The organism is Chitinophagaceae bacterium (genome assembly GCA_030053935.1).
Classification (GTDB): Bacteria; Bacteroidota; Bacteroidia; order Cytophagales; family JASGCU01; genus JASGCU01.
This window is the reverse complement of the sequence record JASGCU010000039.1, coordinates 1-20,387: the sequence shown is the minus strand read 5'-3', so window position 1 is coordinate 20,387 and position 20,387 is coordinate 1. Positions and strand designations below refer to the sequence as shown.

At 31.7% G+C, this 20,387-nt stretch carries 20 protein-coding genes; 9 read left to right on the top strand and 11 right to left on the bottom strand.

Annotation, left to right across the window (positions count from 1 at the left end):
• The 9 genes from QM536_05600 to lpxD form a co-directional block, all read left to right on the top strand.
• The coding region (locus tag QM536_05600; protein MDI9356482.1) for a transposase at positions 1 to 269 on the top strand (269 nt) is incomplete at its 5' end.
• Positions 270 to 401: 132 nt separating this feature from the next.
• On the top strand, positions 402 to 1,043 hold the full coding sequence (locus QM536_05595) for an OmpH family outer membrane protein (protein ID MDI9356481.1): 642 nt from the start codon (positions 402 to 404) through the stop codon (positions 1,041 to 1,043).
• A gap of 33 nt (positions 1,044 to 1,076) precedes the next feature.
• Positions 1,077 to 1,652 (top strand): OmpH family outer membrane protein, encoded by a 576-nt coding sequence (locus QM536_05590; GenBank protein MDI9356480.1) that lies wholly within the window; start codon positions 1,077 to 1,079, stop codon positions 1,650 to 1,652.
• A 22-nt stretch (positions 1,653 to 1,674) separates the two neighbouring features.
• Positions 1,675 to 3,540, top strand: coding sequence for a tRNA uridine-5-carboxymethylaminomethyl(34) synthesis enzyme MnmG (gene mnmG, locus QM536_05585; protein ID MDI9356479.1), 1,866 nt, complete (start codon positions 1,675 to 1,677; stop codon positions 3,538 to 3,540).
• 44 nt (positions 3,541 to 3,584) lie between these two features.
• Complete coding sequence (ruvX, locus tag QM536_05580) at positions 3,585 to 4,028, top strand: Holliday junction resolvase RuvX (protein ID MDI9356478.1); 444 nt, start codon at positions 3,585 to 3,587, stop codon at positions 4,026 to 4,028.
• Positions 4,000 to 4,560, top strand: coding sequence for a peptide deformylase (def, locus tag QM536_05575; protein ID MDI9356477.1), 561 nt, complete (start codon positions 4,000 to 4,002; stop codon positions 4,558 to 4,560). Before ruvX ends, def begins: the two co-directional genes overlap by 29 nt.
• Before the next feature lie 299 nt (positions 4,561 to 4,859).
• Positions 4,860 to 6,809, top strand: a complete 1,950-nt coding sequence (gene thrS, locus QM536_05570) for a threonine--tRNA ligase (protein MDI9356476.1) — start codon at positions 4,860 to 4,862, stop codon at positions 6,807 to 6,809.
• Between the two features lies 1 nt (position 6,810).
• Entirely contained in the window at positions 6,811 to 7,206 is a 396-nt protein-coding gene (locus QM536_05565; protein ID MDI9356475.1) for a DUF4783 domain-containing protein, read from the top strand.
• 20 nt (positions 7,207 to 7,226) lie between these two features.
• Positions 7,227 to 8,270 (top strand): UDP-3-O-(3-hydroxymyristoyl)glucosamine N-acyltransferase, encoded by a 1,044-nt coding sequence (lpxD, locus tag QM536_05560; protein MDI9356474.1) that lies wholly within the window; start codon positions 7,227 to 7,229, stop codon positions 8,268 to 8,270.
• A 335-nt stretch (positions 8,271 to 8,605) separates the two neighbouring features.
• On the opposite strand, the gene QM536_05555 is transcribed toward lpxD, so the two are convergent.
• The 11 genes from QM536_05555 to QM536_05505 all read right to left on the bottom strand — a co-directional run bounded on the left by QM536_05555 (position 8,606) and on the right by QM536_05505 (position 20,066).
• The gene (locus QM536_05555; GenBank protein ID MDI9356473.1) at positions 8,606 to 10,087 is read right to left on the bottom strand and encodes a glycine--tRNA ligase; all 1,482 of its coding nucleotides are present in this window, start codon (positions 10,085 to 10,087) and stop codon (positions 8,606 to 8,608) included.
• Positions 10,088 to 10,099: 12 nt separating this feature from the next.
• The gene (locus tag QM536_05550) at positions 10,100 to 11,305 is read right to left on the bottom strand and encodes a saccharopine dehydrogenase family protein (protein ID MDI9356472.1); all 1,206 of its coding nucleotides are present in this window, start codon (positions 11,303 to 11,305) and stop codon (positions 10,100 to 10,102) included.
• Positions 11,306 to 11,997: 692 nt separating this feature from the next.
• Positions 11,998 to 12,462 carry an acyl-CoA thioesterase gene (locus QM536_05545; GenBank protein MDI9356471.1) on the bottom strand — a complete coding sequence of 155 codons (465 nt, stop codon included), beginning with the start codon at positions 12,460 to 12,462 and terminating at the stop codon, positions 11,998 to 12,000.
• Positions 12,463 to 12,495: 33 nt separating this feature from the next.
• Positions 12,496 to 14,049 (bottom strand): DUF4301 family protein, encoded by a 1,554-nt coding sequence (locus tag QM536_05540; protein MDI9356470.1) that lies wholly within the window; start codon positions 14,047 to 14,049, stop codon positions 12,496 to 12,498.
• A 231-nt stretch (positions 14,050 to 14,280) separates the two neighbouring features.
• Positions 14,281 to 15,645 (bottom strand): outer membrane beta-barrel protein, encoded by a 1,365-nt coding sequence (locus QM536_05535; GenBank protein ID MDI9356469.1) that lies wholly within the window; start codon positions 15,643 to 15,645, stop codon positions 14,281 to 14,283.
• 202 nt (positions 15,646 to 15,847) lie between these two features.
• On the bottom strand, positions 15,848 to 16,492 hold the full coding sequence (locus tag QM536_05530; protein ID MDI9356468.1) for an NAD(P)-binding domain-containing protein: 645 nt from the start codon (positions 16,490 to 16,492) through the stop codon (positions 15,848 to 15,850).
• Between the two features lie 231 nt (positions 16,493 to 16,723).
• Positions 16,724 to 17,155 (bottom strand): DUF1573 domain-containing protein, encoded by a 432-nt coding sequence (locus QM536_05525; protein ID MDI9356467.1) that lies wholly within the window; start codon positions 17,153 to 17,155, stop codon positions 16,724 to 16,726.
• 47 nt (positions 17,156 to 17,202) lie between these two features.
• Entirely contained in the window at positions 17,203 to 17,826 is a 624-nt protein-coding gene (locus tag QM536_05520) for an outer membrane beta-barrel protein (protein ID MDI9356466.1), read from the bottom strand.
• 18 nt (positions 17,827 to 17,844) lie between these two features.
• Entirely contained in the window at positions 17,845 to 19,098 is a 1,254-nt protein-coding gene (gene metK / locus QM536_05515; protein MDI9356465.1) for a methionine adenosyltransferase, read from the bottom strand.
• A gap of 44 nt (positions 19,099 to 19,142) precedes the next feature.
• Positions 19,143 to 19,628: a 2-C-methyl-D-erythritol 2,4-cyclodiphosphate synthase gene (ispF, locus tag QM536_05510; protein MDI9356464.1), complete on the bottom strand. Its 486-nt coding sequence runs from the start codon at positions 19,626 to 19,628 to the stop codon at positions 19,143 to 19,145.
• Positions 19,629 to 19,673: 45 nt separating this feature from the next.
• On the bottom strand, positions 19,674 to 20,066 hold the full coding sequence (locus tag QM536_05505) for a T9SS type A sorting domain-containing protein (protein MDI9356463.1): 393 nt from the start codon (positions 20,064 to 20,066) through the stop codon (positions 19,674 to 19,676).
• Positions 20,067 to 20,387 lie beyond the last annotated feature (321 nt).

Here is a 20,387-nt window from a genome sequence, read left to right as displayed (position 1 = left end):
AGCAGGATGAAATAATTAAAAAAAGCGAGATGATACATAAAGTATGTAAAAAAGGGTATAGAAACAAGCCATTAACAGAAGAAGAGAATAGAAAAAAGTCAAAAGTTACGTCAGGTATAGAACATGTATTTGGCTTTATGGAACAAAGTATGCAAGGGTTACGTATACGAAGTGTGGGAATATTAAGGGCTACAGGAATAATTGGGTTAATAAACATAACATACAACATTTGTAGGTATGAACAAATAGTAAGATTAGGAATTATATAAGATATGTGTGCTTAGTCAGTAAAAGAGTATAAAAAAAGATGAATCCAAACTATTTTTTTAGAAAAATTAGAAAAAATGTAAACTAATAAGAATGAAATATGTACTTTTGTTTTGACTTTTTAAATATATAAAATGGGTTTTTATATATTTAAAAAATTAAAACCTAAAAAACAATTTTTAGAACCCACCTTAATTATGTATCGTATTATTATTGTATTATTTTGTGCTTTTTATTGTATTGTTTTTTCTACCCATGCTCAAAAATGGGGTTTAGTAGATACAGAATACGTGTTAGGGCAACTACCCGAGTACAAAAAAGCACAAGCAGAGTTAGAAAAAGTATCTTTAGAATGGGAAGAAGAAATGAAAACCATGACAAAAGAAGCAGAGCAGATGGAAATAAAATTTCATTCAGAGGAAATTTTATTAACCGTAGAATTAAGAAAAGAAAGGAAAGAAGCAATAGATAAAAAATTTGAAGAAATAAAGGAATATAATAAAAAAGTATTTGGTTTTGAAGGGTTATATTTTCTAAAAAAAAAAGAACTTATAAAACCCGTTCAAGATAAAGTAGCCGAAGCCATTGATAAAGTAAGAAAATCACAACGATTAGGAATCTTATTAGATAAATCCAGTGATTTGGTAGTACTTTATGTAGATCCTACTCACGATTATACAGACTTAGTGTTAGAATCCCTTGGACTCAATAATGATAATAGCGTAATAGACGAAGAAAATACAAAAACGAAAACACAAAAAAGTAAAAAAGAATAAAACAATAATTTAATTAATAAACAAACAAATAAAATGATAAAAAAAATAAGTATATTTTTTGCGTGTATTGTAATAAGCACCTCTGTTTATCCACAGCAGCTTGCTATAAAAATAGGATATGTGAGTATAGAGTATGTTTTAAGCCAGATGCCTGAAGCAAAGCAGATAGAATCTGAATTGAAAGCATATAAATCACAATTAGAAAATAGATTAGAATCAAAAGTAAAAGAATTTCAATCAAAAGGTCAGGACTTTCAAACAAATTATCAAAAAATGACTGAGTTAGAGAGGTCTGATAAACAAGAAGAATTACAAAATTTACAGGCATCTATTGAAAAATTTCAAAGAGAAGCACAAACATCTCTCCAAGAAAAAGAAGTGCAGTTACTACAACCCGCATACGACAAAATTCAAAAATCAATTGATGCAATAGCAAAAGAAAACGCGTATACTTATATATTGAGAGCTGAAGCTCTTTTGTATGGAGATAAAGAAACCGATGTTTCTAAATTAGTATTAAAAAATATGGGTATAACACCTACTACAGAACCCATCAAAAAAAATTCTACTAACACTCTTCCCAAGCCACCCGATTTGAAAAAGAACTAAAATATTTTTCAATGAACGATACATGTTTGATAAATATGATGTTATAGTAGTAGGAGCAGGGCATGCGGGTTGTGAAGCTGCGCATGCTGCTGCCTCTATGGGATCCAAAGTTTTGCTTATTACTATGAATATGCAAACTATTGCCCAAATGTCCTGTAATCCCGCAATGGGAGGCATAGCTAAAGGACAAATAGTCCGAGAAATAGATGCACTTGGAGGAATGTCGGGTATTGTATCTGATAAATCCATGATACAATTTCGTATGCTTAACAAATCTAAGGGACCCGCGGTATGGAGCCCTCGATCTCAAAATGATAGAATGTTATTTGCTTCAGAATGGAGATATGCATTAGAAGCCAATAAAAATATTGACTTTTGGCAAGAAATGGTAACGGAAATATTGGTAAAAGATAAAAAAGCCATAGGTGTAAAAACCCCATTAGGTGTTGAAATATTCAGCAAAACGGTAATACTTACAAACGGAACTTTTTTAAACGGAGTCATTCATATAGGAGAAAAAAAAATGGGAGGAGGTAGAACTGCAGAAAGATCTTCTACGGGAATAACGGAACAATTAATATCTTTGGGCTTTCAATCAGGTAGGATGAAAACAGGAACCCCTCCAAGAGTAGACGGAAGATCACTCCACTACGAAAAAATGGAAGAACAAAAAGGAGATGAACATCCCAGTAAATTTTCTTACATAGACGAAACAAAACCTCTTAAGAAACAACGCAGCTGCTTTATCACTTATACAAACGAAAACGTACATAATATTCTTAAAACAGGGTTTGATAAATCTCCTCTTTTTGCAGGGAGAATACAAGGAATAGGACCACGATACTGCCCTTCTGTGGAAGATAAAATTAACAGATTTGCCGATAAAGAAAGACATCAAATTTTTGTAGAACCAGAAGGATGGAATACAGTAGAAATATATGTAAATGGATTCTCTACCTCATTGCCTGAAGATGTACAATACAAAGCATTACAAAAAATTCCCGGATTTGAAAACATGAAAATGTTTAGACCTGGATATGCTATAGAATATGACTATTTTCCATCCACACAATTAAAACTTACTTTAGAAACACAAATTATTGAAAACCTCTACTTTGCAGGACAAATAAATGGAACTACGGGCTATGAAGAAGCTGCTTGTCAAGGATTAATAGCTGGAATAAATGCACATCTGAAAGTAACCGAAAAACCTACTTTTATACTAAAACGATCCGATGCATATATTGGTGTCCTTATTGATGATTTAGTAACCAAAGGCACAGATGAACCTTATAGAATGTTCACATCAAGAGCAGAATATAGAATACTTTTAAGACAAGACAATGCAGATGTAAGGTTAACACAATTAGGGCATACAATAGGACTAGCATCTGATAAGCGATTACAAATACTTCACAAAAAAATAAGTAATATCAAAAAAATTACAGAGTACCTTACGGATACCAAATTTTCTCCCGAAGAACTCAATAATGCTCTGGTGCCTTTCAACACCTCCCCCATAAAAGAAAAAACTCCTCTTATCAACCTCTTAAAGCGTTCTGAAATAAATATAGATACTATTGCTCATCTTATTCCAGACATATATGAGGTTTTAAAGAACTATTCTAACGAGGAAAAAGAACAAGTAGAAATTGTCACCAAATACGAACACTATATAGAAAAAGAAAAAATTACAACTGAAAAAATAAACCAATTTGAAAATTTAAAAATAGATCCTCATTTTGATTATCACAAAATTATTGCTCTCTCTAACGAATCTCGCCAAAAACTTTTACAATTGAAACCTGAAACTATTGGACAAGCAACAAGAATCAGTGGGGTCAGCCCATCTGATATATCTATTCTTTTAGTGTACATGGGAAGGTAAAAAATTCTTACTTTTTATTTTCATAACATAAAAACATAACCAAAATGGCAAGAATTATAGGAATAGATTATGGAACAAAACGTGTAGGATTATCTGTAACAGACCCTGAACAAATAATTGCTACTTTTTTAGATTCTGTTCTTCAGTCCCAAACTATGGAATATCTTAAAAACTATGTGAAAAGAGAAAAATGCGATGGATTTGTTATAGGTATGCCGAAAAACCTACAAAATAAAGATACTCATTGCACACAAGAGGTTATCACATTTATTAAAAACCTCAAACAAGAATTTTCCAATGCGTATACCTATTACGAAATAGACGAAAGATTTACCTCTCAAATAGCAGAAGCGGCTATACTTATGAGCGGAAAAAATAAAAAATATAGAAACACAAAAGAAAACACTGATAAAGTAAGTGCGGTCATTATTTTACAATCATTTTTAGAATATAAAAAAAATGGTACTACCAATAGTTTTATACGGTAACACAATATTACAAAAAAAAGCAATACCTATAAGTACAAAAACACCAGAAATAGAAAAACTAATTTGCGATATGTTTGAAACAATGCATAATGCAAATGGCGTCGGACTAGCAGCCCCACAAGTAGGAAAAGGAATACGTCTTTTTATTGTTGATGGAACAGGAGCCGAAGATTTGGAACCCGGATTATCTTCTTTCAAAAAAATTTTTATAAACCCTACTATTATAGAAAGAACAGAAAAAAAAACTTTGTTAGAAGAAGGATGTCTCAGCATTCCTGATATAAGAGAAAAAATATATAGACCCGATACCATAAAAATACAATATCTCAACGAAAACTGGGAAGAATACGAAGAAACTTTTAGTGGGGTAAGAAGTAGAATAATTCAACACGAATACGATCACATAGAAGGAATACTATTCGTACACCATTTCTCTCCCCTCAAAAAAAAACTCACTGAAAAAAAACTCATACGAATAAGCAAAGGAATCTGCGATGCCCCCTATCCTATAAAAACCACCCCTAAAAAATAAAAAGAGTCGATATTGAATCTAAATTCTAAAAAACAAGATAATTAAATACATTTTTTAACTTTTCTTATGTATTCGTTCATTATTTATCTACTCTTTTTACTTGATAATCAATGATTTAGAATCTTAAAAACAATACTTTCTTTCTTGTTTTTTTTTAAAAATTTGATTTGAAAATAACTCAATAAAACAAGGCTTTTATTCTACATAACTAAAACAAGTAACTAAATAATTACAAATTTATAACTTGAGTAGTTACCTATAATTAAACACTCACTATAATTTCTATATTTCATTCAAATATGTCGATCATAAAAATAAAATTCCCCGATGGGGCTATTAAAGAATTTCCAAAAGGAATAACAGGATTACAAGTAGCACAAAGTATCAGTGAAGGGTTAGCAAGAAACGTCCTATCCGCAAAGTTTAACGGAAAAATCAGAGATGTCCAAAGCTCTTTAGAAGAAAACGGAACAATACAATTTTTTACATGGAATGATGCCGAAGGAAAAGCAACCTTTTGGCATTCATCAGCCCACCTTTTAGCAGAAGCTTTAGAATCTCTCTATACAGGTATCAAATTTGGAATAGGTCCCCCCATAGAAAATGGATTTTATTACGATGTAGATCTCAATGGAGTAGATTTTCAGCAAGAACATTTTACTCTGTTGGAAAATAAAATATTAGAACTTGCCAAACGAAAAAGCGAATATAAAAGAACAGAAGTAAGCAAAGCCTCTGCTCTCCAATACTTTCAAGAAAAAAACGACCCCTATAAAATAGAACTTATAAAAGAATTAGAAGATGGAACTATTAGCTTTTATCAGCAGGGGAATTTTACAGACCTCTGCCGAGGTCCTCATATACCCCATACAGGGTTCATAAAAGCAGTAAAAATTCTCAATATAGCAGGAGCTTATTGGCGAGGAAATGAAAAAAATAAACAGCTTACCCGTATATATGCTATCACCTTTCCAAAACAGCAAGAACTAACAGATTATCTCACCTTTTTAGAAGAAGCTAAAAAAAGAGACCATAGAAGAATTGGAAAAGAAATGGAACTTTTTGTTTTTTCTGAAAAAGTAGGAATGGGACTTCCTCTTTGGTTACCTAAAGGTGCAATACTCAGAGAACGCTTAGAAACCTTTATGCGAAAACAACAAACAAAAGCCGGTTATAGCCAAGTGGTATCTCCTCATATAGCACATAAAGATCTCTACATAACCTCCGGACATTATGAAAAATACGGAAAAGATGCCTTTCAATCTATAAAAACACCACATGAACACGAAGAATTTTTTTTAAAACCAATGAACTGCCCTCATCACTGTGAAATTTATAAAAGCAAACCCCGCTCCTATAAAGAACTCCCTCTCCGATTAGCAGAATTTGGAACTGTATACCGCTATGAACAAAGCGGCGAACTCCACGGACTCACCCGAGTTCGTGGATTTACACAAGACGATGCTCATATTTTTTGTATGCCCGACCAAGTAAAAACAGAATTTATGAAAGTTATAGACCTCGTCTTGTATGTATTTAATGCCCTTGGCTTTGAAAAATATACTGCTCAAATTTCACTCCGAGACCCAAAAAATAAAGAAAAATATATAGGATCGGATGATCTTTGGGAACGAGCCGAAAAAGAAATTATAGAAGCAGCTACTGAAAAAAAATTAGAAACAAAACAAGTAGAAGGAGAAGCAGCTTTTTATGGACCCAAATTAGATTTTATGGTAAAAGACGCTCTCAACCGAAATTGGCAGCTCGGAACTATTCAAGTAGACTATCAACTCCCCAAAAGATTTGAATTAGAATACATTGGCAGTGACAATCAAAAACATACCCCTGTCATGATACATAGAGCGCCTTTCGGATCTTTAGAAAGATTTATTGCTGTTCTCATAGAACACTGCGGTGGAAATTTCCCTCTCTGGCTTGCGCCCGAACAATTTGCTATCCTTCCAATATCTGAAAAATTTACCGAATATGCCCAAAAAGTATTTTCTATTCTCCAAGAAAATGAAATACGAGGTTTTATAGATAACCGAGTAGAAACCATTGGTAAAAAAATTAGAGAAGCAGAAATAAATAAAATTCCTTTTATGTTCATAGTAGGAGAAAAAGAACAAGAAACCGAAACTATATCTATAAGAGAACATTCAAAAGGAGACAAGGGGGCTTGTAAACTTACAGAACTAATCCCGTTTTTGCAAAAAATCCTATCAGAATCTTTTTCTATAAAAAAATAAAATGACTACTTCTCTAACATACTTACTCTGTAGCTATATACTCTTTTCTTCTCTTGCTCTAACAGAAACACAGACATTACAAAACATAAAAAACGCAATAAAAAACGCAAGTATAGAAGAATTACAGAAATACTTGCACACATCCGTTAAATTTTCTTTCCATAAGGAAAAAGAAATTATTCCTAAACAAACAGCCATTCAAGAAATAAAAAACATATTTAAAAAGCATCCTCCAACGGATTTTGAATTTATTCATAAGGGACAATCACAAAATGGATTAATATACTCCATCGGACAATACTCGTATCCAGAAGGAAAACTCATTGTGTATATTGTCCTCAAAAAATATAAATTAAAATGGAAAATACAGAATATTGATTTTAAAAAAAACATATAAACATCTTTTCAAAACACTCTATGATATTTACAGTAAAAGAAATAGCACAAATGCTCAATGGAATAGTTGTAGGGGACCAAAACAGAGAAATTTTTAACCCTTCGGGAATAGAAAATGCAGAAGCAGGTTCTATATCTTTTTTAACAGAAAAATACGAACATTTTTTATATACCTCTCAAGCAAGTGCCGTAATAGTAAAAAACGGATTTATCCCAAAAAACGAAATACCTGTAACGCTTCTCTATGTGGAAGATCCTCGCTCAGCTTTTTCTATTCTTTTGAAAGAATACGAAAAAAAAATACTTCGTCAAAAAACAGGTATAGAAAACCCTATTCACAAAGGAAGTAATGTCATTATAGGAAACAATGCTTACATCGGAGCTTTTTCTTACATCGGAGATAATGTGCAAATCGGAGATAACGTGCAATTATATCCACAGACATATATTGGAAATAATGTTATTATTGGAAATAACACTATTATACACCCCGGTGTAAAAATTTATTACGGATGCAAAATAGGAAGTTTTTGTGTTATCCATGCGGGGGCTGTTATTGGAGCAGATGGGTTTGGATACAATACTCATAAAAACGGAGAATATGAAAAAATACCACAAATAGGTATTGTTATTATAGAAAATAATGTAGAAATAGGTGCTAATACCACAATAGATAGAGCCACCATGGAAGCAACCATCATAAAAGAAGGCGTAAAACTCGATAATCTTATACAAGTAGGGCATAATGTAGAAATAGGAAAGCACACAGCAATATCTGCTCAAACAGGAATATCAGGATCTACTAAAGTAGGAGAATATTGCATTATTGGGGGACAAGTAGGTATTGCCAATGCTTTAAAAATACCTCATAAAACACAGATTTCCGCACAATCAGGAATAGCCCGCTCACCTAAAAAAGAAAGTATGATTCTCTTTGGAAGCCCTGCAATGGAGAAGATACCATATATAAAATCATTTACACTCTTTCAAAAACTCCCCGAAATAGACAAAAGAATCCAAAATATAGAAAAAAAAAATAATTCTTTAGGAGATAATTCTAATTAATAGTAAATAATAGTCACGGTAAAAATATTTTTTTAAAATAAGATGGGAAGTATCCATTTCTAAGATTATAAGTCATTGATTATCAGAAGCAACAATTTTTTTACTATACTACCACTATTCAAAAGCCAAGAGTGGGTATAAAGAGTATTAATAAACCATAAAATATGGAAAAACATAATATGAGAGTATCCGAAAATTCCTTTCTATACAATTATTAAATTTTAAACCTATTGATAATCAAATAGTTCCAAAACTATAAGTGTATCAAAAACACCTTTTCAGATACTCTTTTTTTTGTTCAGAGAGTTGGACCTGCGGGTTCTAATATTTCGTTTTTATACTTTTTCGATATTTTCTAATATCCTTTTCATAGAAACTTCTTTGATAATGAGTTCTTTCAGGGCAGATATAGGGATTCTTTCTTGCTTACAGGTATCTCTATCTCGGATAGTTACAGTATCATTTTGCAGAGTTTCATAATCTACAGCGATGCAGAAAGGTGTCCCTATAAGGTCTTGCCGTGCGTATCTTTTGCCGATGGATTGTTGTTCTTCATAGATAACTTTACAATCATATCGGAGAGATTCAAAGATTTCTTTTGCTTTTTCAGGGAGACCGTCTTTTTTGACGAGAGGAAAAATGGCTGCTTTGATAGGGGCAAGTGCGGGATGCAGTTTGAGAAAGAACCTTGTTTTTGTTTCCCCATTTTGTTCTGTGATTTCTTCCGTGTAAGCATTGCAGAGTACGGCTAAAAAGCATCTATCCGCTCCTACTGAGGTCTCTATTACATACGGAATATAAGATTGATTGATTTCGGGGTCAAAATATTGTTGTTTTTTTTGAGAAAATGCTTGGTGATTTTTGAGGTCAAAGTCAGTTCTGCTGTGGATTCCTTCTATTTCTTTATATCCAAAAGGAAATTGATACTCTATATCTACAGCGGCATTAGCATAATGTGCTAATTTTTCGTGTTTTTTTATTTTGAGGGTGTGGGCAGGGATTCCAATTGCTTTATGCCATTGTGTTCGTATTGTTTTCCAATATTCAAACCATTTCATTTCTTCTCCCGGTCGGATAAAAAATTGCATTTCCATCTGCTCAAATTCACGCATTCTAAAGATAAATTGTCTTGCTACTATTTCATTTCTAAATGCTTTTCCTATCTGTGCGATTCCAAATGGTATTTTCATTCTTCCTGTTTTTTGAATATTTAAAAAATTTACAAAAATACCCTGTGCTGTTTCTGGTCTGAGATAGATGGTTTCGGATTCTTCTGCAACAGACCCAATCTGTGTAGAAAACATAAGGTTAAATTGTTTTGCTTCTGTCCAATTCATTGTTTTTGATAAGGGGCATACAATGTTATGTTTTATTATGAGTTCTCGTAATGCTTTAAAATCTTCTTTTTCCAGTAATGTTGCTGTTTCTTGGAGAAGTTTTTTTGCTTCCTCAGCATCTCCGTTTAGTTCTATTTCTGCTGCCTTGTCTTCTAATAATACATCAACACGGTATCGTTTTTTACTATCTTTGTTATCAATCATCGGATCGTTAAAACTATCCACGTGCCCCGAAGCTTTCCAAGTAGTAGGATGCATAAATATAGAAGCGTCTATTCCCACAATATTTTGATGGAGTAGGGTCATACTTTCCCACCATGCTTTCTTGATATTGTTTTTTAATTCCACTCCGTATAAGCCGTAGTCATAAACTGCTTGTAGTCCGTCGTATATTTCGCTTGATGGATACACAAAACCGTATTCTTTTGCGTGAGATATGATATCTTTTAGTATTTTTTCTTTTTCGTTATTATTTTCCATATTGTTTTATTGTTAATCCATGTTTAATGGGAGGTCAAATTCTTCTTTCCAGGGTAACCCTTGTTTGCTCATTTCCTGCATAAAAAAATCGGGTTCTAACTGCTCTACGTTAAATACTCCTTTTCCTTTCCATTTTTTTTGTAAAACGAGCATTGCAGCAATAACGGGAGGCACTCCCGCGGTATAAGAGATGGCTTGAGATTCTGTTTCTTTATATGCTTCGGTATGCGAGCAATTATTATAGATGAAGTAAGTTTTTTCTTGTTCGTCTTTTATCCCTCTTATTTTGCATCCAATAGAAGTAAATCCCGTATAATTTTCTGCAAGGTCGCCGGGATTTGGTAATACTGCTTTTAAAAATTGAAGAGGAACAATATCTACTCCGTTGTAAGATATAGGTTCTATGCTTGCCATTCCTATATTAGTTATGACTCGTAAATAATTGAGATATTCTTCACTAAAGGTCATCCAAAATCTTGCTCTTTTGAGAGTAGGGAAGTGTTTTACTAAGGATTCTAATTCTTCATGAAAAATGAGATACGAAGAACGAACTCCTATTTCGGGATAGAATATTTCTTTTTTTATCTCGTGAGGTTTTGTAAAATGCCATTTCCCATTTTCATAAAATTTTCCTTTTTGTGTTATTTCTCTGATATTTATTTCAGGATTAAAGTTGGTAGCAAAAACCTTTCCATGGTTTCCTGCATTACAATCAATAATATCTAAACAATGTATTTCATCAAAATAATGTTTTGCAGCATACGCGGTAAAGATATTTGTTGCTCCAGGGTCGAATCCTGCTCCTAAGACAGCCATAACACCAGATTTTCGAAATTTTGCATCATAATCCCATTGCCATTTATATTGATAATGTGCTTCATCTTTGGGTTCATAGTTAGCTGTGTCTATGTAAGGAACTTTCGAATGTAGGCACGCTTCCATTATGAAAAGATCTTGGTATGGGAGAGCTACATTTATCACAATATCTATTTGAAATGTATGAATCAAGAATAGAGTGTCTTCTATTTTTTCTGCATCTAATGATGCTGTATATACTTTTATTCCTAATTTCCTTTGAATAAAAGATGCAATAGTATCGCATTTAGTTTTTGTTTTACTTGCTATTACTATTTTATGAAAAATATTTGAATTACAGGCACATTTGTATGCCGTTACCCTGCCAACAGAACCTGCACCGATGATGAGAACGTTCCCCATTTTTATAAATTTATAAAATTATGAAAAAGCAAATATGATACGCATAATAATTTAATGCAATAACATTTTTTATTGTTGTATGATAACTACAAAAACGAACCAAATTATATAGATTTATTACAAAATTACAAATACATAAAAATAATGTTTTGAAAAAGAAATATATGCAATAAAATTTTGTTAATGTAAAAAATCATTTTACAATACATTAATTATAAAAATACGCTCTTAATAACATTGAGACTCGTGAAAAAATAAAATAATAACATAATATTTATTTTGGTTATTTTTGGTATGTGTTCCAATTTTTTCTCGTTTTAACATATAAAAGTGATACAAATACATAAAATAATAAATACTTTCGAATGTTGGGATTATTTACGCTCATTAAGACTGTTGCGAAACGATAATTTTACATGCAATAAATCTCTCATTTTAAAGACTTTAGGAGAATTTTATATAAAAATAAGGTGTATGTTTTAGTTTCACAACGGTCTTATTGTATGTGAGTTTTTTTGAGTAGGTATACAATACAAGAAAGAGAGATGGAGGGGGCTTAGAAAAACTATTTGGCTTCTTTTGCAACCGGATTTGAGAACTTATGAACAATGTATTTTAGCAGTATACATCCTATTAAGATTGTAAAAATATAATTATGAGAAAACCAAAAAATATTATCAGCTTGTATATGTTTATTGGTTATTTTTTTTATGAGATTCAATCCTCATATCTCTTCTTTTAAGGGCATCAGTATACATTTTTATTTCTATTTCTGTTTCGGGTATTATTGGCGGGCTTTTGAAAGGCATTCCTTGTGTGTCTACTGCTACAAGGGTAAAAAAAGCGGTATTTGCTACTTGTTTTGTTTTTTTGAATACATATTCTTCTTTTACAACCTCTACAAATACTTCCATAGAAGTATTAAACGATCTTGTTACTTGTGCTGTAATAATAACAGTATCTCCTATTTTGATAGGTTCTTTAAAAGATACGTTATCAATGGAAGCAGTAACTACGGGGGTATTGGAATGTTTTTGTGCGGAGATAGCAGCAGCGATATCCATCCATGCCATAAGTTTTCCCCCGAAGAGTGTTCCCATTACATTTGTATCGTTAGGCATCACGAGTTCTGTTTTTATAACTCTACTTTTTGCCACTGTTTTTTGTTCTTCTTTCAATATATGATTTTTTTATTGATGATATTTATGAAGTAAATCGGTAATTTTTTTAACTGGTGCGAAGGTTATAGATGGTATTTCTATGCAAATGGTGGTCCAATTACTCATAGATCCATTCCACAGTCCGGGAAGTTCTAATGTTTTTGATATTTTTCCTTTGAGAGATTTTTGGGTTATGATCCCCGCATTTTCATCTCTAAAAAGAGTAAGTGAGAATTTTTTATGTTTCCAATCTTTTAATGCACATACCATAAAGACAGGATTGAAGTGAGTAGATTGGTTAAAAATAGATACCTGTGAAGTATCATTTTCATCTATTTGTGCTTTTTCTATTATTTGTATAGAAGAAGAGTTATTTTCTTTTTCATAACAGAGAAACGGAGCACCTCCGGGTTCTCCTTCATTTTTAACCATTCCACAAATACGGATTGGGCGATTCAGTTTAGATAGTATGTATTTTTTTTGCTGTTTGAGAGGTTCTAATGTGATAGTGGCGGGCACTTCTACATGAATAACATTTTCTAAAAAACTAAAAATATTGGTAATATTTTCTTTGGGAATGGATGTATTTTGGAGTGCTTTTATATATTTAAAAACTTGTGATTGAAGTTCTAAAAGCATGGTTGTTATTATTTTTTGGTATCTGTATGTTTCATATTTAAGTTCTTCTTTTACGATATTATCTATATTTTTAATAAACACAATATCTGCATCTACATTCTGAAGGTTATGAAGTAAAGCACCGTGTCCCGATGGTCTAAAAATGAGATTCCCATTTTCATCCCGCAAAGGAGTATTATTTTCATCTACGGCTATAGTATCAGTAGATGGCATTTGCTCAGAAAAAGATACTTCATATTGCACATCTAGTTTTTTTTCATAGAAGGATTGTTTTTGCTTTACAAATGCCTGAATGGTGTCTTTGTGTTCTGCGGAGACGGTAAAATGAACTTTTATTATTTTGTTATGAGGGGTTTTCATATAATCAACTGCTTCTATAAGATGCTCTTCTATCGGGGTAGTGTACAAGATACTCCCATTCTTATTTCTATACGAATGAAATGGTATAAGTGCTTTTGGATAATTTTCATACCCAATATCTTGTAAGAGACAATCTATGATGGGTATAAAATCATATTTTTCGAAGAGTTGTGAAAGTGACACATTTTTTTTTTTGAGTATTTCTTCTATATCTTTATAAAAAGGAAAAAGATGAAAGTTATTAAAAAAATCTTTTATGGGGCTTTTTTGTACAGGATGGAATATCTGTGCTACTTCTTCTTTTGTTTTTTTATAGTATATATTTTTAAATTCATAAAGGTCTTTTAGCATTCGTGTAGCAGATCCTGATGCAGGAACAAATTTTAGAAGGGTTTTCTTTTTTACGAGCGAGTAAAATTTTTTAAGATGGTACTCTTCTTGTTCGGGAGTTATTTTTAAACATATAACAGGTGATTTTATAAGAGGAAAAGGGAATCTATTCTGAAATCGTTGTATATGGTTCTCTACTTCTTGTATATGTATTCCTTTTGCTTCTATTTGCTGTCTTTCTTTTTCAGTAAACATTTTTTATTATCTAAAAGTGAACAAAATTATATTTAATATTTGTTTTACAAATTGGAGTAGTTTTTGTATGGATCTATTTTCAAATTTTAAAAGATAAAATATTGTAACTATTCAGGTTCATTCCCAAAAATCATTTTTGACATAATTGTGATTTCGCACATGTGTTACCAATAGTTTCAAAACGCTCTATCTTTCTAAAACAGGGTTTTGGTTTTCATAGTGGATTCAAAGTTATAATCTAAACAGCACAGCAAATAAAACTCTGCTTTCTGATTTTACTAAGTCCGGTCTCCAATTTGGATCAAGAACAGATGTTACGTATCCCGTTTGCGAAGTAACTCCGCCTGCACCAGCAAAATATGGAACATTGACCATTCTATAAACAAATTCCATTCTAAAAGTAATCATATCGTTTGGCATATAATCAAAATTTGTAGAGCAATCCCATCCAGAAAAACTATCTCCCGGATTAGCAGTAAAAGGAAAAGCCCCTTCTGGTTTAGTAGGATCATTCGGATTAGGTAATGGGCTTGCTTGCCCTGTTGGCAGTAGTACTAAATACCTTCCTGGATTTACTATAAATCCTCCACCGAGTGTCCATGCGTACTTATTTTTTAAGAACCATATTCTATTGTAAAACATACTACTTACAAAGTACTGTGCAGGACCTGTTACACTATCACCATCTACAAAACCATTTACTCCTCCTCCTTTTTCAAATCCAAAATCTACTGTAAAAGAAAAAGCCATTTTGCTTACCCCTCGGGCTTCCGGATTGTTATAATAACGAAATAAAAAACTATTATCGGAATGAAAACGAATGCGACTTGGTATTCCTGTGGCATCAGTTCCATAATAATTATTTGTTAGAAGTTTCATGTTACTATTAGATGACATCCATGTAATATTACTTCCAATACCAGGCATATTATTGAATCTTGCATAGCTTTGCCATCCATTTATTAGAAGTAGTTCTGCTTTTGTATTTTTTGTAGGATATACCTGAAGTCGTATACCATTAAAGAACAAGGGAGTATTATCTGCGGTAAAAGAACATTGGTATTCCCAATTTTCTGCATTATAATAAGAATTAAGCCCTATATAGGATGCAAAAAGTCCCGCATCTATATTTATTCCATACCATTTGTTTATATGATAGCCAACGTATATTTCACTTATGTAACGATAAATCTTTGCTAGTTGATGCTGACCTTTATACACACTAAAATCATTCCTCGGGAGAAGAACAGAACGAGTTCCAAATTGTGTCATGACTCTTGCCCTTACTCTATGGTAATAAAAATCTCCTCCAAAATGCAAAGCTGTAAGCTGTATTTCATTATTTCTTGCTAATGCAGTAGAGCCGACTACGGTGTTATCATTCGGATTATTAAATGAATGTGTATAACTAAAATCTATTAAAACACTCGGAGTAAAGTATTTTAGGTTCTTAAAAATACTACCAGATCTTCTATCACTGCCATTTTGCCATGAAACATCTATTCCTTCAAAAGGTTCTCTTTCTTGTTTATTTAATGAAATTACTTCTGTAAATACACTATCAATTTTTTCATGAGCCGTAATTGGAGTACTCATAATAACAATATTGAACAAAAAATAGATCTTATATTTTAGCATTTTATTGAACTATTCGCAATGTTTCGTATATTTATTACTAAAAAGTATTTTTGAACCACGCTGTGAAGTAAATATTTTTCATAAAATTAAAAAAGATTCTATTCCCAAAAGTTTTTGTTCATTAATTGTTTCAAAATCAACACAAAATATTTGTAATTGATTATTTTTTTAATAATTTAAAAGCATGAGTCCATTCATTTTTAGATAATCCTATAATACACCAAAGTATACATAATGGCTCAATGGCTCTTGCAGATTCTACTTTTCCAAAATCAGCTGTTTCCCAACCGAATTGTTCAACAATTTCTGATACTTCTTTTTTGGCATTTTCATTATTTCCACAAATGAACATAGTTGGTTTACTTTCAAAAGAAGGATTTACCATAAATGCACTTCCTACACTGTTAAATGCCTTCACAAAATTTGCATCAGGTACTATTTCTTGTAATTCTTCCATCAATGATTTGTCAAAATTGGTAAAGAACTTCAACACACCATTTATTGGAGGCGCATCTACAATTGGATTGGTAGTGTCAATTACAGTTTTATTTTTAAGATTTTCTTGTCCTATAAGGTCTAGTGTTTTTTTTGCCACTGTCCCTTTTACTGCAAGAACAATTATTTCACCAAACCTACCTGCATCAGCAAATGAGCCAGTGAATGCATTAGTTCCTGCGTCTTTTAGCCATTTTGTAAGTTTCGATTTGTCTCTTGTACCAAGCATTACTTGATAGCCATGTTTTAAAAATCCTGTGCCCAATGTTTGGGAAACTACTCCTGAACCTATAATTCCAATTTTTCGCATTTTATTTATTTTAGTTATTTATGTATGTTTTATTGTTATGTTTCTTAGTGTTATTCTTACAAAAGTATTTTTGAACCACGCTGTGAAGTAAATATTTTTCATACCATTAAAAACATGAGTCCACTCCGAAAAAGTACTTTAGATTCATTTATAGTTTTATAACAGTTTGAATATCAATAGTTTTAAACCCTAATATCTCTGTAAAAATGACTTTTCGGAGTGGATTTGATGTTAGTTTTTGGGCTTGGGTATCACATTTCCCTTTATGTAGATAATCATATTTGGACTATTTGCACTGTTAGATAGTACTGTAAGGGCTTTTTTAAAAGAACCAGGTCTATTTATTGTATTGTACTGTGCTTTAATAGTTCCTTTTCCTTTTGGAGCAATAGGTTCTTTACTCCATTCGGGAATAGTGCATCCACAAGATGGTTGAACCTCATTGACAATAAGAGGTGCAGTTCCATTATTCACAAATTCAAAAGTACAATTAGCAAGTTCTCCTTCTGCAATATCTTTAAAATCATACTCTGATACTAAGAATTGTATAGAAGGTCCTGAAGTATTTGATGCTTGATTTTGCAATACTACAGGTGATGATGTTTGTCCAAAGGATACATATCCAAAAAACAATAATATGGTGATGAAAGATAAGTATTTCATTTTATTTATAGTGGTTAAAAAATTATATAATGTATTATTTAATATACTTAAAAAAAAGAATATCCAACTGAAACGCTGATGGAGTACAGTTTATTTTCTGTTTCATACTTTGAATTATTGGTAAGAGGGGTAGATAATTTAAAATTATCAAAGCTTCCTGAAACTCTTGCATCAAAAATAAATCTCCATATATCTACTCCAATGCCTCCTTCCCAACCTATTGTGTAATTTTTTGGTGAAGAAACATTTTCTATTAAATTGGATCCGTCTTGCTTTACAGATAGATTGTAATGGAAAGAGGGGCCTACATTTATTCTTATAATATTGATAAATTTATACCCTATCATAAGAGGAATGTTTATTTGTGAATATGACAAATTTTTGGTCGTCTTACTTTGCCCTGTTTCTTGTATTACTACTTCTGCGTTATAATTATTATATAATACTTCTGGTTGCACAAAAAAACCTAATATTCCTATTCTTCCAAAAATACCTGCTTGCCAACCGAATTTAGAGTTTCCGGTACTATAGCTTTCTACAAGGGGAGCTACTTCTTTTTCAATACTCATAAAAGAGTAGTTAGCGCCGGCTTTCAATCCTAATTTAAAATCTTGAGAATATATGTTTTTTGCACAAAATAGTAATAAAACAAATATACGTATTTTTTTCATTATGGTGCTATATAATTTCTATTTTAGTTTAAAAAAAGATTTTACTTTTTCTACATAGTCTAATTTTTCCCATGTAAAAAGTTCTACTTCTACTTCTTTGGTTTCACCGGGGCGAGTGAATTTTTTTTTGATAACTTCAGATGTTCTTCCCATGTGCCCATAAGAAGCAGATTCTGAATACATTGGTTGTCTGAGTTTTAATCTTTGTTCTATAATACCAGGTCGCATATCAAATATTTCACTTACTTTTTGAGATATTTCGCTGTCTTTGAGGTTTACTTTTGCGGATCCGTAGGTGTCAATAAAAATTCCCATTGGTTCTACTACTCCTATGGCATAAGAGACCTGAACTAGTACTTGGTCGCATACTCCCGCTGCTACTAAATTTTTGGCTATATGTCGGGTAGCATAAGCGGCTGACCGATCTACTTTACTGGGGTCTTTTCCTGAAAACGCTCCTCCTCCATGTGCTCCTTTTCCTCCGTAAGTATCTACGATAATTTTTCTTCCCGTTAATCCTGTATCTCCGTGTGGTCCTCCAATTACAAATTTCCCTGTTGGGTTTACAAAATATTTTATTTTATCGGTAAATAATTTTTGAATATGTGCGGGAAGAGATTTTTTTACTCTTGGGATTAGAATATTGATAATGTCTGATTTAATTTTTTTTAGCATATCTTCGTCCTTACCAAAATCATCGTGCTGTGTAGAAACAACAATGGTGTCTATTCGTATAGGGCTGTTATCGTCAGCATATTCTATGGTTACTTGTGATTTTGCATCAGGACGTAAATATTTTATTTCTTTGTATTCTCTTCGTAAAAGAGAAAGTTCTTTTAAAATTTTATGTGCTAAATCAAGAGGGAGAGGCATATAATTTTCTGTTTCGTTGGTAGCATAGCCGAACATCATTCCCTGGTCACCTGCTCCTTGTTCTTCTGGTTTTCCTCTATCAACCCCTCTGTTTATATCTGCGGATTGCTCATGAATGGCAGAAAGTACCCCGCATGAGTTTCCATCGAATTGATATTCTGATTTTGTGTATCCTATTTTATTAATAACATCTCTGGCAACTTGTTGCACGTCAATATATGTATTGGACTTTATTTCTCCTGCCAAAACTACCTGGCCGGTTGTTACAAGTGTCTCACATGCTACTTTTGAATGCGGATCAAAAGCTAAAAAATGATCTACCATAGCGTCTGATATTTGATCTGCTATTTTATCTGGATGCCCCTCTGAAACTGATTCTGATGTAAATAAATATGACATGTTTGTTTTATGATTTGTGTTTAGTTTTATGGTAAAAAAAATTTTTATAATGTATATAACAAAACGACCGAATATGCTTCTACTCCTTCTTTATTCCCTACGAAACCGAGTCCCTCAGATGTAGTTGCTTTTATAGAAATATTTTCTCTCTCTATTTGCATTACTTCTGAAAGTGCTTTTTTCATTTCGGGTATATAGGGACTTATTTTTGGCTGTTCTAAACAGACGATAGTATCTATATTTCCGATTTCAAATTTTTTTTCTCGTATGAGTTTTACTACTGTTTTCAAAAAAAAGATGCTCTCTTTATTTTTGTATTGCATATCGGTATCAGGGAAATGATGCCCTATGTCTCCTAATCCTAAAGCTCCTAAAAGAGCATCACAGAGAGAGTGTATTAAAACGTCTGCATCTGAGTGTCCTATACATCCATGTGTATGTGAAATTTTTACACCTCCAAGATAGAAAGCACGACCTAATTCTAATTTATGGACATCGTATCCATTTCCAATTTTTATTGCGTTCCACATAGTATTGTCCCAATCTAAAAAATTATTTTAGTAAAATACACAATTTTAATTTTTTAAAAACTTTATTGTTTTTTTTATTTTTAAATCATTACTTTTTATAAACAAAAAGTAATATCCTTGGGAAAGATCTTTGGTGTTTATTTTATATATATTATCAGATATTTTTTCAATTTTTGTAAGGATATTATTTCCTATAATACTGTGTAGTTCTATGTGCAGATCTGCTATAGGAACATCTTTAGTGTTCATTTGTATTATAAGATGGTCTATACTTGGGTTTGGATATACATCTATAATATCTAACCTCAATCCGATTTTTTCAGTACTAATACGATCATTATATGAAGATTGAGCATATACCCCATGAAAGGTAATACAAGCTATAAATAAAATAAAAAATTTTATTTTTACGCTCATGTATTTCTGAATCGGTTCCATAATGTTTTAGTTTTAAGTGTATATTAAAATAGTTGATATAAATACTAATCTATGCAAATATATACATTTTAAAATAAATATAAAAATAATTATTGTTTTTTAGTAAAATATCTCTTTTTATCTATTATAAATAATTATTTTATTGAAAAATGCGAAAATAAAAATAAAGAAAAAATACAAAAAAGATTTTTGAAAAGTTTTTATAAAAAGATAACATATTGATTATTATTTAATTGATATAAAAATATTATAACATATTTAAAAATACAAAATAAAGTTATACACAAATTTTATAAAAAAATTACAGCGACTATAATTAAA

Bases quoted from the DNA above. Each gene is read 5' to 3' on its own strand.
- QM536_05530 (MDI9356468.1), bottom strand. From the start codon at position 16,492: ATGCGAAAAATTGGAATTATAGGTTCAGGAGTAGTTTCCCAAACATTG.
- mnmG (MDI9356479.1), top strand. From the start codon at position 1,675: ATGTTTGATAAATATGATGTTATAGTAGTAGGAGCAGGGCATGCGGGT.
- ispF (MDI9356464.1), bottom strand. From the start codon at position 19,628: ATGTGGAACGCAATAAAAATTGGAAATGGATACGATGTCCATAAATTA.
- QM536_05555 (MDI9356473.1), bottom strand. From the start codon at position 10,087: ATGGAAAATAATAACGAAAAAGAAAAAATACTAAAAGATATCATATCT.
- thrS (MDI9356476.1), top strand. From the start codon at position 4,860: ATGTCGATCATAAAAATAAAATTCCCCGATGGGGCTATTAAAGAATTT.
- lpxD (MDI9356474.1), top strand. From the start codon at position 7,227: ATGATATTTACAGTAAAAGAAATAGCACAAATGCTCAATGGAATAGTT.
- QM536_05590 (MDI9356480.1), top strand. From the start codon at position 1,077: ATGATAAAAAAAATAAGTATATTTTTTGCGTGTATTGTAATAAGCACC.
- QM536_05550 (MDI9356472.1), bottom strand. From the start codon at position 11,305: ATGGGGAACGTTCTCATCATCGGTGCAGGTTCTGTTGGCAGGGTAACG.
- QM536_05540 (MDI9356470.1), bottom strand. From the start codon at position 14,049: ATGTTTACTGAAAAAGAAAGACAGCAAATAGAAGCAAAAGGAATACAT.
- ruvX (MDI9356478.1), top strand. From the start codon at position 3,585: ATGGCAAGAATTATAGGAATAGATTATGGAACAAAACGTGTAGGATTA.
- QM536_05525 (MDI9356467.1), bottom strand. From the start codon at position 17,155: ATGAAATACTTATCTTTCATCACCATATTATTGTTTTTTGGATATGTA.
- QM536_05520 (MDI9356466.1), bottom strand. From the start codon at position 17,826: ATGAAAAAAATACGTATATTTGTTTTATTACTATTTTGTGCAAAAAAC.
- QM536_05565 (MDI9356475.1), top strand. From the start codon at position 6,811: ATGACTACTTCTCTAACATACTTACTCTGTAGCTATATACTCTTTTCT.
- QM536_05505 (MDI9356463.1), bottom strand. From the start codon at position 20,066: ATGGAACCGATTCAGAAATACATGAGCGTAAAAATAAAATTTTTTATT.
- QM536_05535 (MDI9356469.1), bottom strand. From the start codon at position 15,645: ATGAGTACTCCAATTACGGCTCATGAAAAAATTGATAGTGTATTTACA.
- metK (MDI9356465.1), bottom strand. From the start codon at position 19,098: ATGTCATATTTATTTACATCAGAATCAGTTTCAGAGGGGCATCCAGAT.
- QM536_05595 (MDI9356481.1), top strand. From the start codon at position 402: ATGGGTTTTTATATATTTAAAAAATTAAAACCTAAAAAACAATTTTTA.
- def (MDI9356477.1), top strand. From the start codon at position 4,000: ATGGTACTACCAATAGTTTTATACGGTAACACAATATTACAAAAAAAA.